The 17,277-nt window shown below is 58.5% G+C and carries 11 protein-coding genes; 4 read left to right on the forward strand and 7 right to left on the reverse strand.

Features of this window, described 5'->3' with window-relative positions; translation table 11 throughout:
- The first annotated feature begins 477 nt into the window (after positions 1-477).
- A complete protein-coding gene (locus ASE52_RS25270; RefSeq protein WP_206743054.1) occupies positions 478-1,134 on the forward strand; it encodes an HAD family hydrolase in 657 nt (218 codons plus the stop codon).
- Between the two features lie 344 nt (positions 1,135-1,478).
- Here ASE52_RS25270 and ASE52_RS18730 read toward each other — a convergent pair whose 3' ends face one another.
- From ASE52_RS18730 to ASE52_RS18755, 5 genes are all read right to left on the reverse strand, one after another.
- Positions 1,479-3,089, reverse strand: coding sequence for a response regulator (locus tag ASE52_RS18730; protein WP_057228237.1), 1,611 nt, complete (start codon positions 3,087-3,089; stop codon positions 1,479-1,481).
- Complete coding sequence (locus tag ASE52_RS18735; RefSeq protein ID WP_082522307.1) at positions 3,086-4,621, reverse strand: transporter substrate-binding domain-containing protein; 1,536 nt, start codon at positions 4,619-4,621, stop codon at positions 3,086-3,088. The genes ASE52_RS18730 and ASE52_RS18735 overlap by 4 nt, the downstream gene beginning before the upstream one ends.
- 9 nt (positions 4,622-4,630) lie before the next feature.
- Positions 4,631-9,445 (reverse strand): PAS domain S-box protein, encoded by a 4,815-nt coding sequence (locus ASE52_RS18740; RefSeq protein WP_082522306.1) that lies wholly within the window; start codon positions 9,443-9,445, stop codon positions 4,631-4,633.
- Positions 9,446-9,533: 88 nt separating this feature from the next.
- On the reverse strand, positions 9,534-10,703 hold the full coding sequence (locus ASE52_RS18750; RefSeq protein WP_056057405.1) for a two-component system response regulator: 1,170 nt from the start codon (positions 10,701-10,703) through the stop codon (positions 9,534-9,536).
- Between the two features lie 179 nt (positions 10,704-10,882).
- Complete coding sequence (locus ASE52_RS18755; RefSeq protein ID WP_057228241.1) at positions 10,883-11,518, reverse strand: tyrosine-type recombinase/integrase; 636 nt, start codon at positions 11,516-11,518, stop codon at positions 10,883-10,885.
- A 713-nt stretch (positions 11,519-12,231) separates the two neighbouring features.
- Between ASE52_RS18755 and ASE52_RS18760 the strand changes: the two genes are divergently transcribed.
- From ASE52_RS18760 to ASE52_RS18775, 3 genes are all read left to right on the forward strand, one after another.
- Entirely contained in the window at positions 12,232-12,546 is a 315-nt protein-coding gene (locus tag ASE52_RS18760; protein ID WP_140426269.1) for a hypothetical protein, read from the forward strand.
- A 1,257-nt stretch (positions 12,547-13,803) separates the two neighbouring features.
- Positions 13,804-14,559: a hypothetical protein gene (locus tag ASE52_RS18770; protein WP_057228247.1), complete on the forward strand. Its 756-nt coding sequence runs from the start codon at positions 13,804-13,806 to the stop codon at positions 14,557-14,559.
- Between the two features lie 136 nt (positions 14,560-14,695).
- Positions 14,696-15,172, forward strand: coding sequence for a CBS domain-containing protein (locus ASE52_RS18775; protein WP_057228249.1), 477 nt, complete (start codon positions 14,696-14,698; stop codon positions 15,170-15,172).
- A 108-nt stretch (positions 15,173-15,280) separates the two neighbouring features.
- On the opposite strand, the gene ASE52_RS18780 is transcribed toward ASE52_RS18775, so the two are convergent.
- Both ASE52_RS18780 and ASE52_RS18785 read right to left on the reverse strand, forming a co-directional pair.
- On the reverse strand, positions 15,281-16,045 hold the full coding sequence (locus ASE52_RS18780) for an alpha/beta fold hydrolase (protein WP_057228252.1): 765 nt from the start codon (positions 16,043-16,045) through the stop codon (positions 15,281-15,283).
- On the reverse strand, positions 16,042-17,193 hold the full coding sequence (locus ASE52_RS18785) for a DUF3182 family protein (protein ID WP_057228254.1): 1,152 nt from the start codon (positions 17,191-17,193) through the stop codon (positions 16,042-16,044). The genes ASE52_RS18780 and ASE52_RS18785 overlap by 4 nt, the downstream gene beginning before the upstream one ends.
- Between the last annotated feature and the right edge of the window lie 84 nt (positions 17,194-17,277).

Below are 17,277 nucleotides of genomic sequence, written 5' to 3' on the forward strand. Positions count from 1 at the left end.
AGGCGTGACCGTGGTGCTGAGCGCAGGTTTTGACTCCAACAAATAAAGTGCGTCGGACGTGAATAAAGTCCGTCGGGGAAATTTCGCATTGAGAAATGAATGACGCCTCATTTGAGGCGGTTCATGTATCGAGGGGTGTGGAGGGTGCGATGGGCTGCTTCAGGCTGGTTGCTGCCGCTCAACCCGCATTCGTTGAACGACTGCCGCGATCAAGATCAGACGATGGACGAACATCGCCGGGCGCTTTGCTGAACCTCAAGAACTGACACAGCCAGCGTGGTCACCCGTGGACAGCGGCATCTAGAAGGCGCAAAAAATTCTCGAGCCACGCCCGAACCAAATTTTGGGACCCGGTGTACAAACGAAGGGTTGTTGAAGTTTTGCGCCTCTGAAGCGACCTCACGGCAGCACTATCTACAGTTCGATGTAAGCGTCTAGGCTCCTAGTAGAACCGGCAAACGTGAGCAAGGAAGAATGATGCGTCCCATATTGCTTGATCTCGATGACACTCTGATTGATGACAACTCATCAACCAAGATCGCATTCGCAGCATTCGTCGCAGCGCATCGAGATCGCCTCGGCGAGGAGCCTACGCGCACTTTGGCGGATAGATGGCGTACAACGTTCCGACAATTCTGGAGCCTGTATGAACAAGGCAGGCTTTCTTTTTCTGAACAGAGACGACAGCGAGTTCGAGCCTTTTTCGCTGATGATTTAACAGATGCGGAAGCAGACGACGCCTTTATTCCTTACTTGCGTGCCTACGAATCTTCATGGAAGTTGCTCCCAGGTGTGTCAGAGTTTCTTGCGCGCACAGAGCACATCCCGAAGGTCGTACTCACGAACGGTGATCGCGCGCAGCAACTCAATAAAGCTAGAAGCACTGGCTTGCTAAGCCATGTGGTGTCGGTGGTGACGCCTGAAGATTGTGGGAGCTGGAAGCCGAAGCCTGATATGTTCATCGCGGGAGCAAGAATTCTGGGCGTCCCTCCTTCAACTTGCGTCATGATCGGTGACGATATGGTCCGTGACATTGAGCCAGCAAGAGCCCTTGGGATGCGCAGCTTTCATGTTGAACCGGGCGTCAGCCGTCGGGTTTTCAATGAAATTTTGAGTGAAATTTCCCCGGCATAACAGTTGCTGCACGTAGGGTTGAGGTCTGCATACTTGGGTCACCGCCTGCGGCCTAAGTAGACATGATCTGCTCCCGCTATGCGGCAGTAAGTCATCGATCTGATGGTTAGGGCGCGTTTGCATCTGCTGCAGCACATCTTTGAAGACTCTCAAAGGATCGTGCACATGAAGCTTGGGATGGTGCCGATGCGGCCGGCACACGCCACCATCTGCGAAGCCGTCACAAAGGCTTCCACTACGATGCACAGAGGCTGATACCGGCCAGAAGTGGACCTCAGTGAAGGGCTGCTTTCGGCTGGGCTATCCTGATCAGGCGGTTTGCTGATTGCCGTGAACTGACTTCATCACCGTCGCGGAAGCTCCACGACGACCCGGGTCGTATTGGTGTCATCGAATACCTCTAGCCCTACGCTGCCATGCTGGGCCTCGGTGAGCAATTTGGCGGAATATGTGCCCAGGCCTGTCCCCCCCTGTTTGCCCGCAGTCACGAACTTGTCGAAAAACCGGTCGCGGATCGCGATTGGCACAGCTCCAGTGTTGCTGATGATGATGCGCAAGGGGTTCTGATCCTGGAGCTGCACCGACACCCGCGACCCGTGCGGCGCTGCTTCGCACGCGTTCCTTAGTAGGTTCTGGAAGATCGAGTAGCACAGGGTTGAATCCGCAAGCGCTACAGGTGGCTCCGCTCCGACCGCCACGTCCGTGTCCACCGCGATAGACAGGTCCTTCTCCGCGAAGGTCACCCGATTCATCTCGGCTATGCGGCGCAGCAGTTCGCCGATAAGCACGGGCTGCGCTCGTAGCACGAAGCGACCCGATTCAATTTTGTACAGTTCGGATGACAGGTTGATCATGTTGAGCACCTGCATCACGCTCTCTTCCATCAAGCGCAACTGCTCCACTTGTCGGCGACCGACCGAGTCATCCTCAATCAGCGCCTGCACAAGACCCAGTGCCCCGGCCAGCGGCGCCTTGATGTCGTGCCGCGTGATGCGCTCAACGTCTTCGCGCAACTGGGCTGCCTCGACCATGCTGTCGAACTCGGCCTGCAGGTCCTTGCGCAGCTGCACGTAGCGCATGAAATTGCGCACGCGCGGCTTGAGCGTTTCGGGGTCGATGGGCTTGGTAATGAAATCGACCGCGCCGAGATCGAGCCCCCTGATGCGTGCGTCCGCCGACGCCATGGCAGTGACGAAGATGATGGGAATGCTCTGGGATGTGGGATGCTCGCGCATCATCCGCGCTACTTCGAAACCATCCATGCCGGGCATCATGATGTCCAGCAGTACCAAGTCCGGAGGGTCGTCGGAGGTCACCACCTCCATCGCCTTGGCGCCTGTCTGAGCCAGCCTGATCCGATACTCGCCTTTGAACAGCTGGGACAGTAGCAGCAGGTTGTCGGGCGTATCGTCGACGATCAGTATCGTCGGTCGAGGAGCTTCCTGCTCTTCGGCTGATGGCGTGCTCGCGGTGTCCTGCGTCGCCGGAGCATGCGCATTTTGCGCTGGCAACCCCTCCCCAGCAAAATCGCCAGGAGCGCGCGGCTTCCATTGCAAGGCCTTCTCCAGCCTTTGAGCCAATTGCTTGGGGGAGTAGGGCTTGAGCAGCAGGGAGGTCACCCCCATCGAAATGGCCTCCTGAACACGGCTGCGCTCCGCCTCGGCGGTGATAAGAACAAACGGTATTGCGAATAATCGTTCGTCTGCACGCATGGCCTGAAGCAACTCCACGCCTGTCATCACGGGCATGTTCCAGTCCGAGAGCACCACATCGAAACGCTGATTCTTCAGAAGGCGCAGGGCTTCGGCACCGTTGCGCGCGGATTCAATGCGTTCCACTCCCATCTGCCGGAGCTGGTTGATGGTGACCTTGCGCATCGCCTCAAAGTCATCAACGACCAGACAGCGTGCGCCTCGCCCAATGGCAGATGGGCTCGAAGCAGCAAAAACATTCATGCAGATACCTTCTTGTCTTGCTGGGTGAGGTCAAGAGCCACATCGGCCTCTTCACGAACGAAGCGCAGGATACCCACAGCGATGATGGGTTCCATGTCCACTAGCAACTGGCGGCGCTCTGGCCTGATCGACTCAGTCGCGGCTAACTCAATGACGGCCACGACACATCCAGCGTGCTTGATCGGCATCAAATAGATGGCGCAGGGAGCGCAATGCCCAAGACCTGACTGGACACGCAGGTAGTCAGTCCCAGGCGCTTCGATGAGCACGGACTCGCCCGTTGCGATGCATCGCTCGATCATGCTGGCTGTTGTGGGCAGCTCAGAGAGCGTTTGTTCCGCACTAGCACCCGAACCCGCATAGTGCGCAACTGCCTGCATCGCGCGCGCTTCGTTTACTCGCACCAGCAGGGCTTGCCCCATCGGCAAGTGCCTCGCCAGTTCGTGCAGGACTGTGCGGGCAAAAGCTGCAAGAGTGTTGGCGTGTTGCAACTCGAGCAATAGGTCGGACACTGCCTTGCGCCGGTAGGCCTCGCCGGTCAACTGGTCGTGGCTTTGCTGCAGCGCTTTTAGGGTCAGTTTGTGCCGGGCCGCTTCGCGCCTGAGCTGCGTTGCCCAAAATAGCATGGCCAGCAGCACTCCCGCAATGGCGGCCCCGCCAGGGATTCCCCAGGCCATCCAAACCCGGTGCCATTTCCCGCTATTGTCGAAAGAGGCGGAGAAGAGCTGGTACTCCATCAGCGACACGCCATATTTGCGTCGCCAGGACAGATCGAGATCTGACCCCATCCGACGACTGTCGGTGAAATAGCGCTGTATGGCGTGCTCGAGGTCCGATGCTTCAAAGGAAATACCCCAGCCTACCGAGATCGCCTCGCCCACCGGAAACAGCATGTCCAGGTTCTCCAGGTCGTTACGCACCCAGTGGAAGGCAGATTCGGCCGCGATCACGGTGAAATCTGCGCGACGCTGCGCGACGGCCTGCATGGATTTGGCGGTAGGTACGTTCTCAATGACGATCGGTGAGTGCTCTCCCGCTCCAGCGTTGAATCCCTGGATCCATCCTTCGTAAGCGGTTCCCGCCTGGACCGATGCAGTGCGCCCTGCAAGATCTACCTCGGCGCGCAAAACGGATCGCATCTCCGGTCGCGAGACGACGACATTGCGCGTGGTGAAGTACGGCACCAGTATCATCTTTTGCTTGCGCCATTCGGTGATGTGCAGGTCATTCGGGTACAGATCGCATTTTCCAGTGGCCAGAGGAGCGGCTTCGTAGCGATCTCCCTGAACTGTCACGCCCTGCGCGTTGTGAAACTGCTGATCCCACTGCGAAAGCGTCACGGTTTTCGCTTGAACACCAAGGTATCGGGCGAAATCCTCCCCATTGGTCCGATAGTAGTCGGCGCTGGAGCCAGCGACGCAGATGCGCAACTCTTGGCTGTCCTTGATTTGCACCAGCGAGCGCCCCAAGGCGCTGCCCGCGGCCATCGCAAGGCCCACAAAGCAGGCAAAAAATCGCATTTGGCGCTTCATGGACCAGATTCAGCCGGGCTGAGCAGGAGCCTGAACTTCGAGCGCTGAGAGCGCAGCATCGAAATCGATGCGATCAATGGCTCGGCTCACGGCAGACAGGGACTCAGCAAGCGGGTCGCCATCCGCCGCCAACCGAGCGACCAAGTTCTCCAGCGCGTCGCCCGCATCCGCGTCGCTGTCTCTGAGCAACTTGCGCAATCGGCTCAGCAGAGCCTCGGTTTCGGCGGAGCGCGCCTTGGAAACAACAGGTTCCGATCGGGCTTGCACAGTGCCAGCCCCGCTGCTCGCCGTGGACTCCTGCAGAGCCTTGATAAGCGGGCGTAACAAAACTCCAATCTGGGACAACATTTCCAGCGCTGCCGGCACGCGGGACTCGTGGGCGCCCTCTGCCTCCAGCGCCCCTGCTGCCGATGCGACGTTGGTGGCGCCGATCGTGCCCGCAGCGCCTTTGAGGGTATGAGCCAGCCGCGTGGCCAGAGGCCAGTCGCCCTGATGCAGCGCCTCAGCGACGGCTGTTTCAAAGCCCGTGTACTCCTGCAGAAACATGCCCAGTAGTCGGCGGTAGAGCCGCCGGTCGTTTTGAACTATGCGAAGTCCAATCGCCTGATCCACGCCGGGCAATTGCGGCAGATCTGGATCGGCCACGCTGCCTCCTTGATTGAAAGCCTGTTCAGGCGTCGTCTGGGCGGTTGTGGCAGCAGGGTTGATCCATCGAGCCATGCACGCAAACATTTCCTCTACCCGCAGCGGTTTGGGGATGTGGTCCACCATGCCGGCATCCATTACCTTCTCCCTGTCACCGGCCATGGCGTTGGCTGTCATGGCGATGATGGGCAGGTTGGCAAACTGCGGCAGCGAGCGCAGGTGGCGTGTGGCCGTATAGCCGTCCATCACGGGCATCTGGCAATCCATGAGGACGCCATCGAATCGAGGGTCCGCGGCCAGCAGGTCCAGCGCCTCCTGGCCGTTGTTGGCCAGCACCACCTCCATGCCGGCCTGGCGCAGCAGCTCCATAGCCAGTTCCTGGTTCAGTGCATTGTCTTCAACCAGCAGCACCCGCGCGCCCTTGAGCTGCTGCAAATGCTCGGTTCGCCCGTCGGCCTTGGCTACCACGCGATCAGATACCAGGCGACCTTTGCCCAGCGCCTCAGCCACCGCTTCTAGCAATGTCGATGCCGTGACCGGCTTGGTGAGCACCGCATTCACCCGGGCGCCATGGCTCTGCACCGCAGTCATGGCTTCTTCCCGGCCGAAAGCAGTCACCATGATCACCGCCGGTGCAGCCCCACCCTTGAGCGCCTGCATGCGGCGCACGGTCTCGGCGCCGTCCATGCGTGGCATCTTCCAGTCCATCAGCACTAGGTCGTAGGCGAGCGAGCGGCTGTCGGCGCCCTCCACCATGCGCAGCCCTTCCTCGCCATCGCGGGCCATGTCCACCTCCAGGCCGAAACGGCGCGCCATGGTCGACAGGATCTCTCGGGCCGCAGCATTGTCATCCACCACGAGAACTCTCAGGCCCAGCAGTTCGTTGGCATCAAACATGCGCCGGGGCATGGGCTGCGCCTGCAGGCCAAAGTGCACATGGAAGTGGAAGGTCGAGCCCTGCCCCTCGGTGCTCTCCACCCAGATGCGGCCTTTCATCAACTCCACCAGGGTCTTGGAGATCGCCAGGCCCAGGCCCGTGCCGCCATAACGCCGCGTGGTGGAGCTGTCGGCCTGACTGAACGACTGAAACAGCCGTTGGCATTGCTCTGGCGTCATGCCGATGCCCGAGTCCTTGACCCAGAAGTGCAGCTCGACGTCACCACCTGGCTTGCCTTGCTGGCCGGCCAGCTCGATCCCCAGCACGATCTCCCCCTGCTCCGCGAACTTCACGGCATTGCTGCCCAGGTTGGCCAAGATTTGGCCCAGTCGCAGCGGGTCTCCTACCAGCGCCGTCGGAACGTCGTCCGCTGTGCTGAACAGCAACTCCAGACCCTTGTCCTCGGCCTTCATACCGATCAGATTGGCTACGTGGTCGAGAACATCCTCCAGCCGGAAGTCGACTTGCTCCATGGACATCTTGCCGGCTTCGATTTTGGAGAAGTCGAGGATGTCGTTGATGATGCCCAGAAGGCTCTCGGCAGCGCGGTTGACTTTCTCGATGTAGTTGCGCTGCTTGTTGTCCAGCGCGGTCTGCAGAGCCAGGTGCGACATGCCGATGATGGCGTTCATCGGCGTGCGGATCTCGTGGCTCATGTTGGCCAAGAACTCGCTTTTGGCCCGCGTCGCTTCCTCGGCCATTTCCTTGGCCCGCCGTATATCTTCTTCTGACGTCTTTCGGATCGTCACGTCAAGCAGCATCCACACCGTCCCCTTGCTCAGGTCGTCCGGATCAATGGCTGCACCGCTGAGTTGACACCAGAAACGCGTGCCATCGGCGCGCACCAGCTCTTCCTCGCGTTGGTGTTTTTCACCGCTTGATAGCTGTCCGTATATCTCATTGAGGGCATGGGCAAACGCGTCATCAGATGCGTACCAGGCACGGGGGGACTGGCCAAGTTGCCCGGTGCCGAACAGCGTGTCAAGCTGTGTGTTGCCGCGCACAACCACGCGGTCCTTGATGAACGCGATGCCCAGCGTGGTGGCCTCGAACATGGCGGTCTGCTCGGCATGGGCCAGCTGCATGGCCTCCTGCGACTTCTTGTGCTCGGTGATGTCGGTGGCGATGCCGCAGATGCCGTAGATTTCACCTGCTTCGTTGATCAGCGGTGTTTTCGTGGTCATGAACGAGCGCTGCTCTGATCCATCGGCAGTGGGGATGATCTCCTCGTAGGTGATGGCTTCGCCCCTTTCGAGCACGCGGTTCTCCACCTCCCAGATCTTGTCTGCCATCTCTTTGGGCCACAGGTCGTGTGCGTTTTTACCGAGAACCTCATGCTCGCTGGTGCCTGCGTACTTCGCATAGGTGGCATTCAATAGCTGGTAGCGGCCTTCCCTGTCCTTGAGCGTAATGATGGAGCCGATGCCATCCACCAGGGTGCGGATCTGACGTTGGCTGTTGCGCACTTCCTGCTCTACCCGGTTGCGCTCGGTCACGTCGCGCACCGAGGCGCATACACAGACGCCATGGCCGCCAATGGCAGGCAGGCGTGACAGGCCGACCTCCACCGGAAACTCGCTGCCATCCTTGCGCACGCCTTTGAGGTTGGCATTCGTACCCCCCATGTTTCGCGGCAGTCCGACTGCCAGGAAGCCCTGGCGCAAGCCCGGGTGCCGGTCGCGGATGGCGGATGGCACCAGTATTTCCATAGGCTGGCCCACCAGTTCATGTTCCGCATAGCCAAACAGATCGAGCATGCGCGGGTTGACCATGATCACCGTGCCGTGCTCGTCCGTGACCATCAAGCCGTCGGGTGCAGATTCGATGATGCCGTGATACCAAGCCTCGGTGGCGGCGATGGAATCTTTTTGCGTGGCGAGCTCGTGCGCCTGCTGTTCCAGCGTCTTCGCCTGGGCCTGCGTTTCCTCAAGCAGCCGATGGGTGGCCACGTTGCGCTCCAGAATCTCCAGATTGGCAGCCAGCGCAGGCATCAGCGCGTCCAACAGGGCCTGCTGTGCAGGCGAGAAGATCTGAAAGCTGGCAATCTCCAGCACACCCAGCAACTCGTCACCACGTTGGATCGGCAGCACGCAGATACACCGGGGTGCGGCATCGCCCAACGCCGATCCGATGCGTACGTAGTCTGGGGGAGGCTGAGTGAGCGTGATGGCGCTGCGCTCCAGTGCGCACTGTCCCACCAAGCCCTGGCCCAGCTGAATGTATTGATCCATCGTCTTGCGTTCGCGATGGGCAAAACCGGTTAGCAGACGCAGGTGGCGCTGGCTTTTTTCGTAGATGTAAAGGACGCCGTGCCCTATGTCCAGCAAAGGCGCCGAGAGCGTGAAGAAGCGTTGCGCCAGCTCGACGAAGGACTGGGTCGACTGCAGTTCGGCAGAGACGCTGGCCGTATGTGTCTTGACCCAGCGCTGCACCTCCAGTTCGCGGGCTCCCCGCTGTAGCACCGCCACTGCACGCGCCAGCGCGCCCAGGTCGTTGAGGTACGAGGTATGAGGCACCTCCTGCAGCAGATCTCCTTCTGCAATCCGCTCCACAGCCGTGCGCAGTTCGAACGCTGGTACACGAATGGACCGCGCGATAAGCCACGCAAAAAGCACACTGAACAAGCCGCCCATGACCAGCAGGGTGCTGCCGCGGATCCTGGTCTGCTGCGCAAGGTCCTGCACGGAGCGCAGCGTAGCCCGGGCGCTGTCCTCTTTCGTGGCTGCCACAGCTTCCATAGACTGGGCCACGGTATCCCCAACGACAGCGAACTCCCGACTTGAGACCTGTCTGCGCGCTTCTTGAAGTTGCCCCTGCCTGGCGAGCTCAAGCAGACCTTCAACTCTCTTGCGGTACTCCGCATAGTTCTGGTCGAACGTCAGAAGGTTGCGTCTGTTGTCGTCGCGAACAATGCGCCCGCGAAGCTCACCGACCTCGCGCAAGATATCTTGGTGCGACTGATCAAGCCTCTCCAGCGCCTGGGCCCTGTCGTCTGTCTCTACGGTGAGCAGCGCATTGCGCAAATGGCGCCCCATGCTGGCATAGTGGAACTGGATCGCCCGGGCGTTGGAAACGCCCTGCAGGTCCCTTTCATACATGTCCTGAATCTCGTCGTTCACGCGGCTGACCGCCTGCATGCCCAGCACGCTGAGCACGATTGCCATGAGGAGGATGACGAAAAAGGCGAACGCGAGCTTCGCCGTCAGGGAGGAGCGGTGGTAGTGCTGAACAATAGCGTTCATGAAACGCGTTCCTCTCTATTCCGGGGCGAAGTGATGCAGGCCAGACGGTCCCGGCAATGGAGGCTGGCTGCCTGGGAACCTATTGAGCTCAGGAAGAAGGCTGAATGACCGCAGTCGCCAATTCCAGGTGCTTGGCCTTGTCGGCCATTTCCGCGTCGCTGTCGGCAAATTTTTGAGCAATGCGCTGAAACTCTTCGAGCATGCCGAGAAAGGCATCCAGGATGTCGGGGTCGAAATGCGAGCCTCGGCCTTCGCGCATGATGTCCACCGCTTTCTCGTGTGGCATCCCGTCCTTGTAGACACGACGACTGATCAGTGCATCGTAGACATCGGCCACGGCCATGATGCGCGCAGACAGGGGAATTGCCTCGCCCGCCAGGCCCTGTGGGTAGCCGCTGCCGTCCCATTTCTCTTGGTGGCCATAGGCGATCTCCTTGGCGTATTGCAAGAACTCAACCGGCATGCCCAACTGGTCCTCGGCATGCTGTATCGCGTCTCGGCCCAGGGTCGTATGCGTCTTCATGATCTCGAACTCATGCGGCTCAAACCGCCCGGGTTTGAGAAGAATCCGGTCCGGGATGCCAACCTTGCCGATGTCGTGCAACGGCGCCGACTTGTACAGCATGTCGATCACGTGATCGCTCAGTGCAGTGCTGAAGCGCGGATGCGTCTTTAGCGCTGTGGCTAGCGCCTTCACATAGTGCTGCGTGCGGCGGATGTGGTTGCCGGTCTCGTTGTCGCGGGTCTCTGCCAGGGACGCCATGGCCAGGATGGTGACATCCTGGATAGCGGCGAGTTCGCGCGTGCGCTTGTGGACTTCCGTCTGCAAAAACTGATTTTGGTCGCGCAGGAAATCGGCACCCGCCTTGGCCTGAAGCTGGGTCGCCACACGGGCAAGCACGATTGGAGGGTTGATTGGTTTAGTGATGAAATCGGCAGCGCCTAATGCCAGCCCGACCTTCTCATCCTCCGTCCCCGTCATGGCCGTCAGGAAGATGATGGGAATATCCCGCGTGGCCGGAGCCGCCTTGAGCTGGCGGCATACCTCATAGCCGGAGAGGTCCGGCATCATCACATCCAGCAGAATCAAGTCTGGTGCTGGGATGCTGCGCGCGATCTGCAGCGCTTTTTCGCCAGACCCTGCCAATTTCACCCGGTACTGATCTTTGAGGAGGCCGGAAAGTACCCAAAGATTGTCTGAAGAGTCATCGACAGCAAGTACCAGTGGACGCGGAGAATCCTCGGACTGTTTGAGCATCTTTAATCATCCCTCCAAGGCGTAGGCCCCTCATCAGCCTAACTATTCCTTACACGGGACAGTTTGACAAGTGCTCAATTGACCTAAGTTGGATCGAAGGGCAGCACTCCGAGTTCAGGGGTGATTTAAGGCCTGCCCCCAAGGGCTGTCTCGCTATGGAAATACGGTGCTCTCTCAACTCAGATTTCGGTCTGTTCGGATAGCTCAAGAGCATCGTCAACCTCAATGCCAAGGTAGCGGACAGTTGATTCGATTTTTGAGTGGCCCAGTAGTAGCTGGACCGCACGTAGGTTTTTGGTTCTCCGGTAGATGAGCGTAGCCTTGGTGCGCCGTATGGAGTGCGTTCCATACTCTGCTGGATCGAGCCCAAGCTGCACCACCCAGTGCTCGAGAATCCGGGCGTACTGGCGCGTCCCGAGGTGCGGAGACTTGTGAAGTCGGCTCGGAAAAAGAAAGTCTTCTGATTTCAGTCCGGCTGCCTTGATCCATTGCTGAAGTGCTTCACGGGTGGTCGCCGTTATCTCGAATTGGACGGGGCGCTGGGTTTTGTGCTGCAAGACCATTGCTCGCGAGGCGACTTGGTCGCCATGGCAAACATCGCGAACCTTGAGGGCGACCAGGTCGCATCCGCGCAGCTTGCTGTCTATTCCCAGATTGAAGAGTGCAAGATCGCGCACCCGGCTCTCCATCTGGAGGCGCACGCGTAGCGCCCAGATGTCTTTAGGCTTGAAGGGAGCCTTCTGACCAACGATTTTCCCTTTGTTCCAAGGCTCGCATGAACGACGACTGGAGCGGATTCCATGATGGTCTCCCATCGAGTAGAGGGGACAAATACGATGCGCCTTTTAGATGCCGTTGTCCACGAGTGACCACGGTAGCTATGTCAGTTCTTGCGGTTCAGAAAACGCCCAGTGATGTTCTTCACTGTCTGCTCTCGATCGCAGCAGTCGTTCAACGACTTCGGGTCGAGCGACAGCAACCAGCCTGATTCAGACGTTGACATGACTCGGGTAGAACCGATGCATGGCAGCCCTCTCCATGCCTGCAGCGCAATGGCCCACTGCAGAGTGCTGATACGTGCCAGTCGAGTGCGCCCAATCTCATAGTCAATTGAACGGATTGGTGGCAAGTCTGCCGGACTCAATGATCAGCCAAGCCCCTACCACCTGCCGATGGCAGTCCGAACAGCATGCGACCTAGCGCGTTTCGGTTCTGCAAGGTAGCTTTGTGGGGATCTGATGTTTGTCAGAGGAGGAGGAGCTCCTACGCCGAGCAACTCCGATTGGCACGGGGCCCTGGTCCGGTCGGTCAAGCAGATGTGGCGCGTGTGGTCACGTTGCAGTGGACTCCGTGGTCAAGTGCACCTGGTTTTTGCAGTTGGCTGTGCCGGTGCCGTTCCGGGGGTAGGCGGGCTAGTCCCAAGCTGAGCTTTCTTCATCCTCGATCAAAGCGCAGCGTGTCCTTGGAACCCCTCTTCACCACAATGCGACGAGTTCAGAAGTCAATGCACGACGTATTGGAGTTAGTGATGATCAATTTTTACAGCGAGTGTCCCGTCCACTCTCTCGCAGACTGCAACTTCAAGCTGGTGTTGACCTGTTGCCTGAAACACATCCCAAACGGCATCTGCGATGGAGTTGTGGTGCCCGACTACGAGCTCAAGAAGATGCGTGAAAGTCGGACAGGGGCTATTTTCACTTGGACGAATTTCTATACAAAGCTCTTCACCGCCCGTTCTGCACACCATTTGGACATGGTCGCTCAGCTGCATTTGCTGCTGTTGCATATACCCCCGGACGGATTCCAGACCAGCACCCGGATCCTCCTCGCCGACGACCGATGAGTTTGCATCAACAACTGACTGCATTTTGTATACCCAGCAAATGTCCCCAGAGATCGCTGTTATGGACTTTTGATGTTGTGTGCCAATTGCATCTGTGCTCTGTTCGCAACAAGTGGACGGGAAATGGTTTCTCCGGCAGGCATCGCCAGTTACGCGCCGTAGTCCAGAATAATTCCTTCTGCCGGGAAATCAGAAAAGGGCTCGAAGCTGCAGATATTTTGCTCGCGACGTCGCCCTTGTACATTCGTTTGAATTCTCAGTTTCGGTCAGCACGGGGAGGACGACTTGCCGATGCTCCTGCATTCGACTGTGCAGGCGCAGCAGGGTTGGCAGAGTTGGACGTTGAGCCGGAACTGCCCATATCAGATGAAGATGCAGGAGTCCCGGTGTTGGAGTTTCCTTGAGTACCAGTACTTCCCATGGGTGTGCTCTGAGAGCTTTGCTGGCCTGCCCCAGTGGCTGGGTTTGGATTTGCAGTAGTCGGCGGATTGCTCTGTGCGGTTGCAAGGCTGATGAGGGAAAAGGATGTAAGCACAGCAGCCGCAGCTTTTAGGGATTTCAAGGTAGACATTTGATAGCTCCTATGAAGTAGATCGCTAGCACGATTGCTAGGTACCCTCAGGCTAAAAGACTCCGAGGGTTAAAGCGTCATCCGAGCTCTGCTCGCCTTGTCGGACAGTTGCGTATGCCTGAGAGGCCGGCTATCGATTTGCCGTGTCGAGCTACTAGCGCTGCTGGAGAAATGAGAGCCGAACACCTCATCAGCCTGCGGCGTCTCAGTCAGTACGTACACGACCGCACCACTCACCCTCGCGTCGGATTGGCATGGCGGGGGAGTTGGGTTTAGGTGCGGATCTCCGTATTGAACGAATGGCGCATCAGCTACTTTCGGGGGGGGCGCCCCGGCGATGGGAGAAGCACAGAACGGCGCGCAACGCCCATGTTCTGCGAGGTCGCCAAGCTCGACTTACGCAAGACTTTTCTTCAGCCGTCGTCGGCGGCCCCTCCACACATCCAACCGGTATCGGCTGGAATGTTTCCGCCCTAACCTTTAAAGGCGGTCTTATCGCTCACTTGCAGATTGTCTTTGCGTCTTGCTACACCGAGTGCTCCTTCTTACACCACATCGCCCTGGGCTCACAAGCCTATAGGAACTGACCTACAAAACGCTCTGTTGCGCCCACCGAACATGAACTTCACACGACCCACCCATGGTGTTCGTGTGCAAATTTTCAACCACTTCACAAGGAGTCAACAATGGGCTACAGAGACAGCGACGATAGCAACTTTTCCCATCACGGCATGGGCAGAGATGCCGATGACACGCGGCTCGGCGAGCGCAGCAACCACCAGGGCTACAGCAGCGATGATCAACGAAGCGGTACCGGCGGTTATCGCCGGGAGTTCGAGACACGCGGCGCCCGCTATGACCAAGAACGCTCGGGTCAAGAGCGCTACGGGCAGCAGGGTTATGGCCAATATGGCATGAGTCGTGATAGCGGGAACTTCCGCAGCGAGTCGCAGGGATATCCATCTCCAAGAAGCCGAGACTGGGGCGGCTCGTATGGCTCGCAAAGCCGCTCCGCCTACAACCAAGACGCCGACCAACAACCGCATGCGTGGAGTGCGCCGTTTGACAATCAGGGCTTTCGCGATCAAGGTCGCTTCACTTCGTCCTATCGTGATGGGGACCGAGAACAGGGCGGCAACGCATACGGTTTCATCCGCGGTTCAATGCCCGCGCAGCAGAGCCAAGGCTACCGTGATCCCGATTATCAGCAGTGGCGAGATGAGCAGCTACGCATGCTGGACGATGACTACGACACTTGGCGCAAGGAGCGTTACCAGAAGTTCTCAGACGACTTCAGCCAGTGGCGGACTACCCGCAACACCGGATCGTCGGGTCAGCAGCAAGGGCAGCAGAACCAGAAGAACTCTGGTTCTAACACTGCACCCGGCAGCGGCGCCAGCGGCTCCCAGGGGAATACCCAAAAGTCCAAAGATGCGACTTGATCGTTGCGGTTGACTCAGCCCGTGCTGATGCTGACTGTTGGGCCAGGCGGAAGAATTCGCTACTGCCTGGCCCATTCACAGACCCGACTGGAGCTCTTCTCGCCGTTCTACCTCACACCTGATTTAAGGACGCAACATGCAAACCGTATCTGATGTTATGACCCGAGGCATACGCACCATGGCTCCCAGTGAAACTGTGACGGCGGCCGCGCAAGCAATGCGTGAGTTGGACGTTGGTGCCCTGCCTGTCTGCAATGGAGCCCGCCTAGTGGGTATGGTCACCGACCGCGACATTGTCGTGCGGGGGGTGGCACAAGAGCTCGTGCATGCACCGCTTAGCGAGGTCATGTCCGAGGGCTTGTTGTATTGCAAGGAGGATGACACCGTCGCGGCGGCGCTGGAGACTATGCGCAGCCAGCAGGTGCGTCGGCTTCCGGTGGTAGACAAGGCTCAGCAACTGGTGGGCGTGGTATCGCTGGGTGACTTGGCCACCAAGGGTGAGGAGGACACAGACACCATGGACGCGCTGCGAACCATCTCCGAGCCGTCAGAACCGTATCGCGGTGGTCTGTCTGCGGCCAGCGGCGCTGCAGGAGGCGGGCAGACGGATTGACTTTGTCTGCCCTCCCTGCATCGTGAGTCCCTATCGAGATTCCCTTGTTGGGGCAGAAATGCGTGATCCTCTGAGTTTCTTACTGTCAGCCTCCAACTCGAGATAGCACTACCGCAGTGTTGGTCCAGAAGCCAAGCCTTCCCTCGCGTGACCGAGCATTTCCGACATCCACTTCACCAGCATTTCTGTGTAAGCGTTGCTCCATTCTTTCTTAGAAAGGCTATGGTCGGCTTCAGGAATCATCCGGTGTGTCATGGATCGGGTCTTGAGGAAAGCTGCTAGATAATTCTCGATCACTGTGTGGGGGACGATGTGATCGAGCTCCGACTCCACCAGCAGAACATCCCCTTTGAAAGCGGCGCTTGCCGCAAGGGCTCTGTTGCTATTGGCTGGAAGTTCCAATGCCCGATAACGGGCAATTTCCTGCCGATCAAGATGCTGTTTCGACGTCAGCCACTCATCGTCCTTATATAAGGCGGGGGCGCGCAGGGCCATCCAGCGCACGGGCCGAATAGCGCTGAGGATCGAGGCCAGGTAGCCACCGTAGCTGCTTCCTACCAACACAACAGACTCTTCGTCGACGGCGGGATGGCCTACGAGAGTGTCGTACGCCGCCAACATGTCGTTGAGATTGTCCTCGCGGGTCACGATGTCACGTTGTACCCGATCGTTCGCATGGCCACGCAAGTCAATGGTGAGACAAATGCATCCCAGAGCGGCAATGGCGTGAGCCCGTGCCAAGTACTGCTCCTGGCTTCCGTCCCATCCATGCACCAGCAAAACGCCGGGGACGATTGTGTCGGGCGCGACCAACGTTCCAGCAATGGTTCGATCTCCTGTGGGAATCTTTATGGTCCTGTGTCGTGTAGTCATCGGTTTTCCACCAGCGCATACTTTGTCAAAAATCCCGCTTCAGGATCCTCTCCCTGGAAATACTTCACGGCACCGTCTGGAAGTGGCACAAGAGGGCCAAATATTTCGACACACTTTGTGTGAACCAGCATGAGACTTGGGTCCTCATGAAAAGCCTCCAGCGCAGCGATCTCGGCGCCCGTCGCGCCTCCCATGCGCCAAGACTGTTCAAGGACACCAGAGCACCACTGGCCCATGGCGTTCGGGCCTTGCGCGACGTCGTAGTTGATACGCGAAGAAAAAAATCCTGGAAAACAACCCCTCACCGCCTCGTCGTAGGTGAGCGCCTGTTCCACAGCGATGCGCTCCGCGCCCGGTGCTAGGGTTTTCAATAGATCACCGAAATCCCCACGCACGACCGTTAAGTCAGACCCTCCATATGTCACTACACCTGCATTGTTCTCGGTGAGGTGCTGCTTACCGTAGTAGCTAGCCAATATGCCAGCAACTCGAACTTGCCCGACACTCAGTGTCTCGACCGCTGACAGGTTGTGTTCAAGCACTAGGCCAGGCCCTCGCAATGCTTGAACCGGCGTTTGTGACAGGCATGCATTCAACTCTTTGAGGCCTTTCACTACTACCTGTCCATGACCCCCTGTCTCTGCGACGGGCTTCAGTCGAACCGGGCCCAGTGCCAACAACTCCCTCACGGCCTCTGTAGCGTCAGAACGAGAAAACGCTGTGTAACCCGGTAGCACTGCGTCACGTACCAACTCGTGAAATTGAGGATTCCACCCTTCAGGGCGTTTTGAGTTGGGTGAGACCAATGGATGCGTAATCGCCTTTGAGGCGATAAATGCGTGAGGTACGACACCTCCGAACAAATCGTCCTCACCATGAAGTCCAATGCTCTTAGCCAGCTCCAGACCCACCACTGTTTCGCTTGGGATGAGATAGGTACGGGCGGGCCACAGCGCCTGGGGAAGTTCATCACTCACTCCGCAGCCTTTCATGTGCGCTATCCGGCGAGCTACTTCGGCCCGAGTCGCAATTTCGTGATGACTCGTATGTCCTGCCAACCCTCGTGTAAAGGGCATCACGACTTCCCGCGTTCCCCGGATGTCTTGTCGAGCGACCGGGAGGTGGCTTCGAGCAGCTTTCTCAAACATGAGAAATCTCCGCGATTAAAGGTCAGAAGCGAAAGGGGCATTTTGGGCTTCAAAGTTCACGATGCCATCGTATTTTTGGAGGGA

This window comes from Acidovorax sp. Root275, from assembly GCF_001428965.1.
In the GTDB taxonomy this organism is placed as follows: Bacteria; Pseudomonadota; Gammaproteobacteria; order Burkholderiales; family Burkholderiaceae_C; genus Acidovorax; species Acidovorax radicis.

Excerpts from the sequence above, each read along its gene's own strand:
- ASE52_RS25270 (WP_206743054.1), top strand. The coding sequence starts at position 478 with ATGCGTCCCATATTGCTTGATCTCGATGACACTCTGATTGATGACAAC.
- ASE52_RS18730 (WP_057228237.1), bottom strand. The coding sequence starts at position 3,089 with ATGAATGTTTTTGCTGCTTCGAGCCCATCTGCCATTGGGCGAGGCGCA.
- ASE52_RS18735 (WP_082522307.1), bottom strand. The coding sequence starts at position 4,621 with ATGAAGCGCCAAATGCGATTTTTTGCCTGCTTTGTGGGCCTTGCGATG.
- ASE52_RS18740 (WP_082522306.1), bottom strand. The coding sequence starts at position 9,445 with ATGAACGCTATTGTTCAGCACTACCACCGCTCCTCCCTGACGGCGAAG.
- ASE52_RS18750 (WP_056057405.1), bottom strand. The coding sequence starts at position 10,703 with ATGCTCAAACAGTCCGAGGATTCTCCGCGTCCACTGGTACTTGCTGTC.
- ASE52_RS18755 (WP_057228241.1), bottom strand. The coding sequence starts at position 11,518 with ATGGGAGACCATCATGGAATCCGCTCCAGTCGTCGTTCATGCGAGCCT.
- ASE52_RS18760 (WP_140426269.1), top strand. The coding sequence starts at position 12,232 with ATGATCAATTTTTACAGCGAGTGTCCCGTCCACTCTCTCGCAGACTGC.
- ASE52_RS18770 (WP_057228247.1), top strand. The coding sequence starts at position 13,804 with ATGGGCTACAGAGACAGCGACGATAGCAACTTTTCCCATCACGGCATG.
- ASE52_RS18775 (WP_057228249.1), top strand. The coding sequence starts at position 14,696 with ATGCAAACCGTATCTGATGTTATGACCCGAGGCATACGCACCATGGCT.
- ASE52_RS18780 (WP_057228252.1), bottom strand. The coding sequence starts at position 16,045 with ATGACTACACGACACAGGACCATAAAGATTCCCACAGGAGATCGAACC.
- ASE52_RS18785 (WP_057228254.1), bottom strand. The coding sequence starts at position 17,193 with ATGTTTGAGAAAGCTGCTCGAAGCCACCTCCCGGTCGCTCGACAAGAC.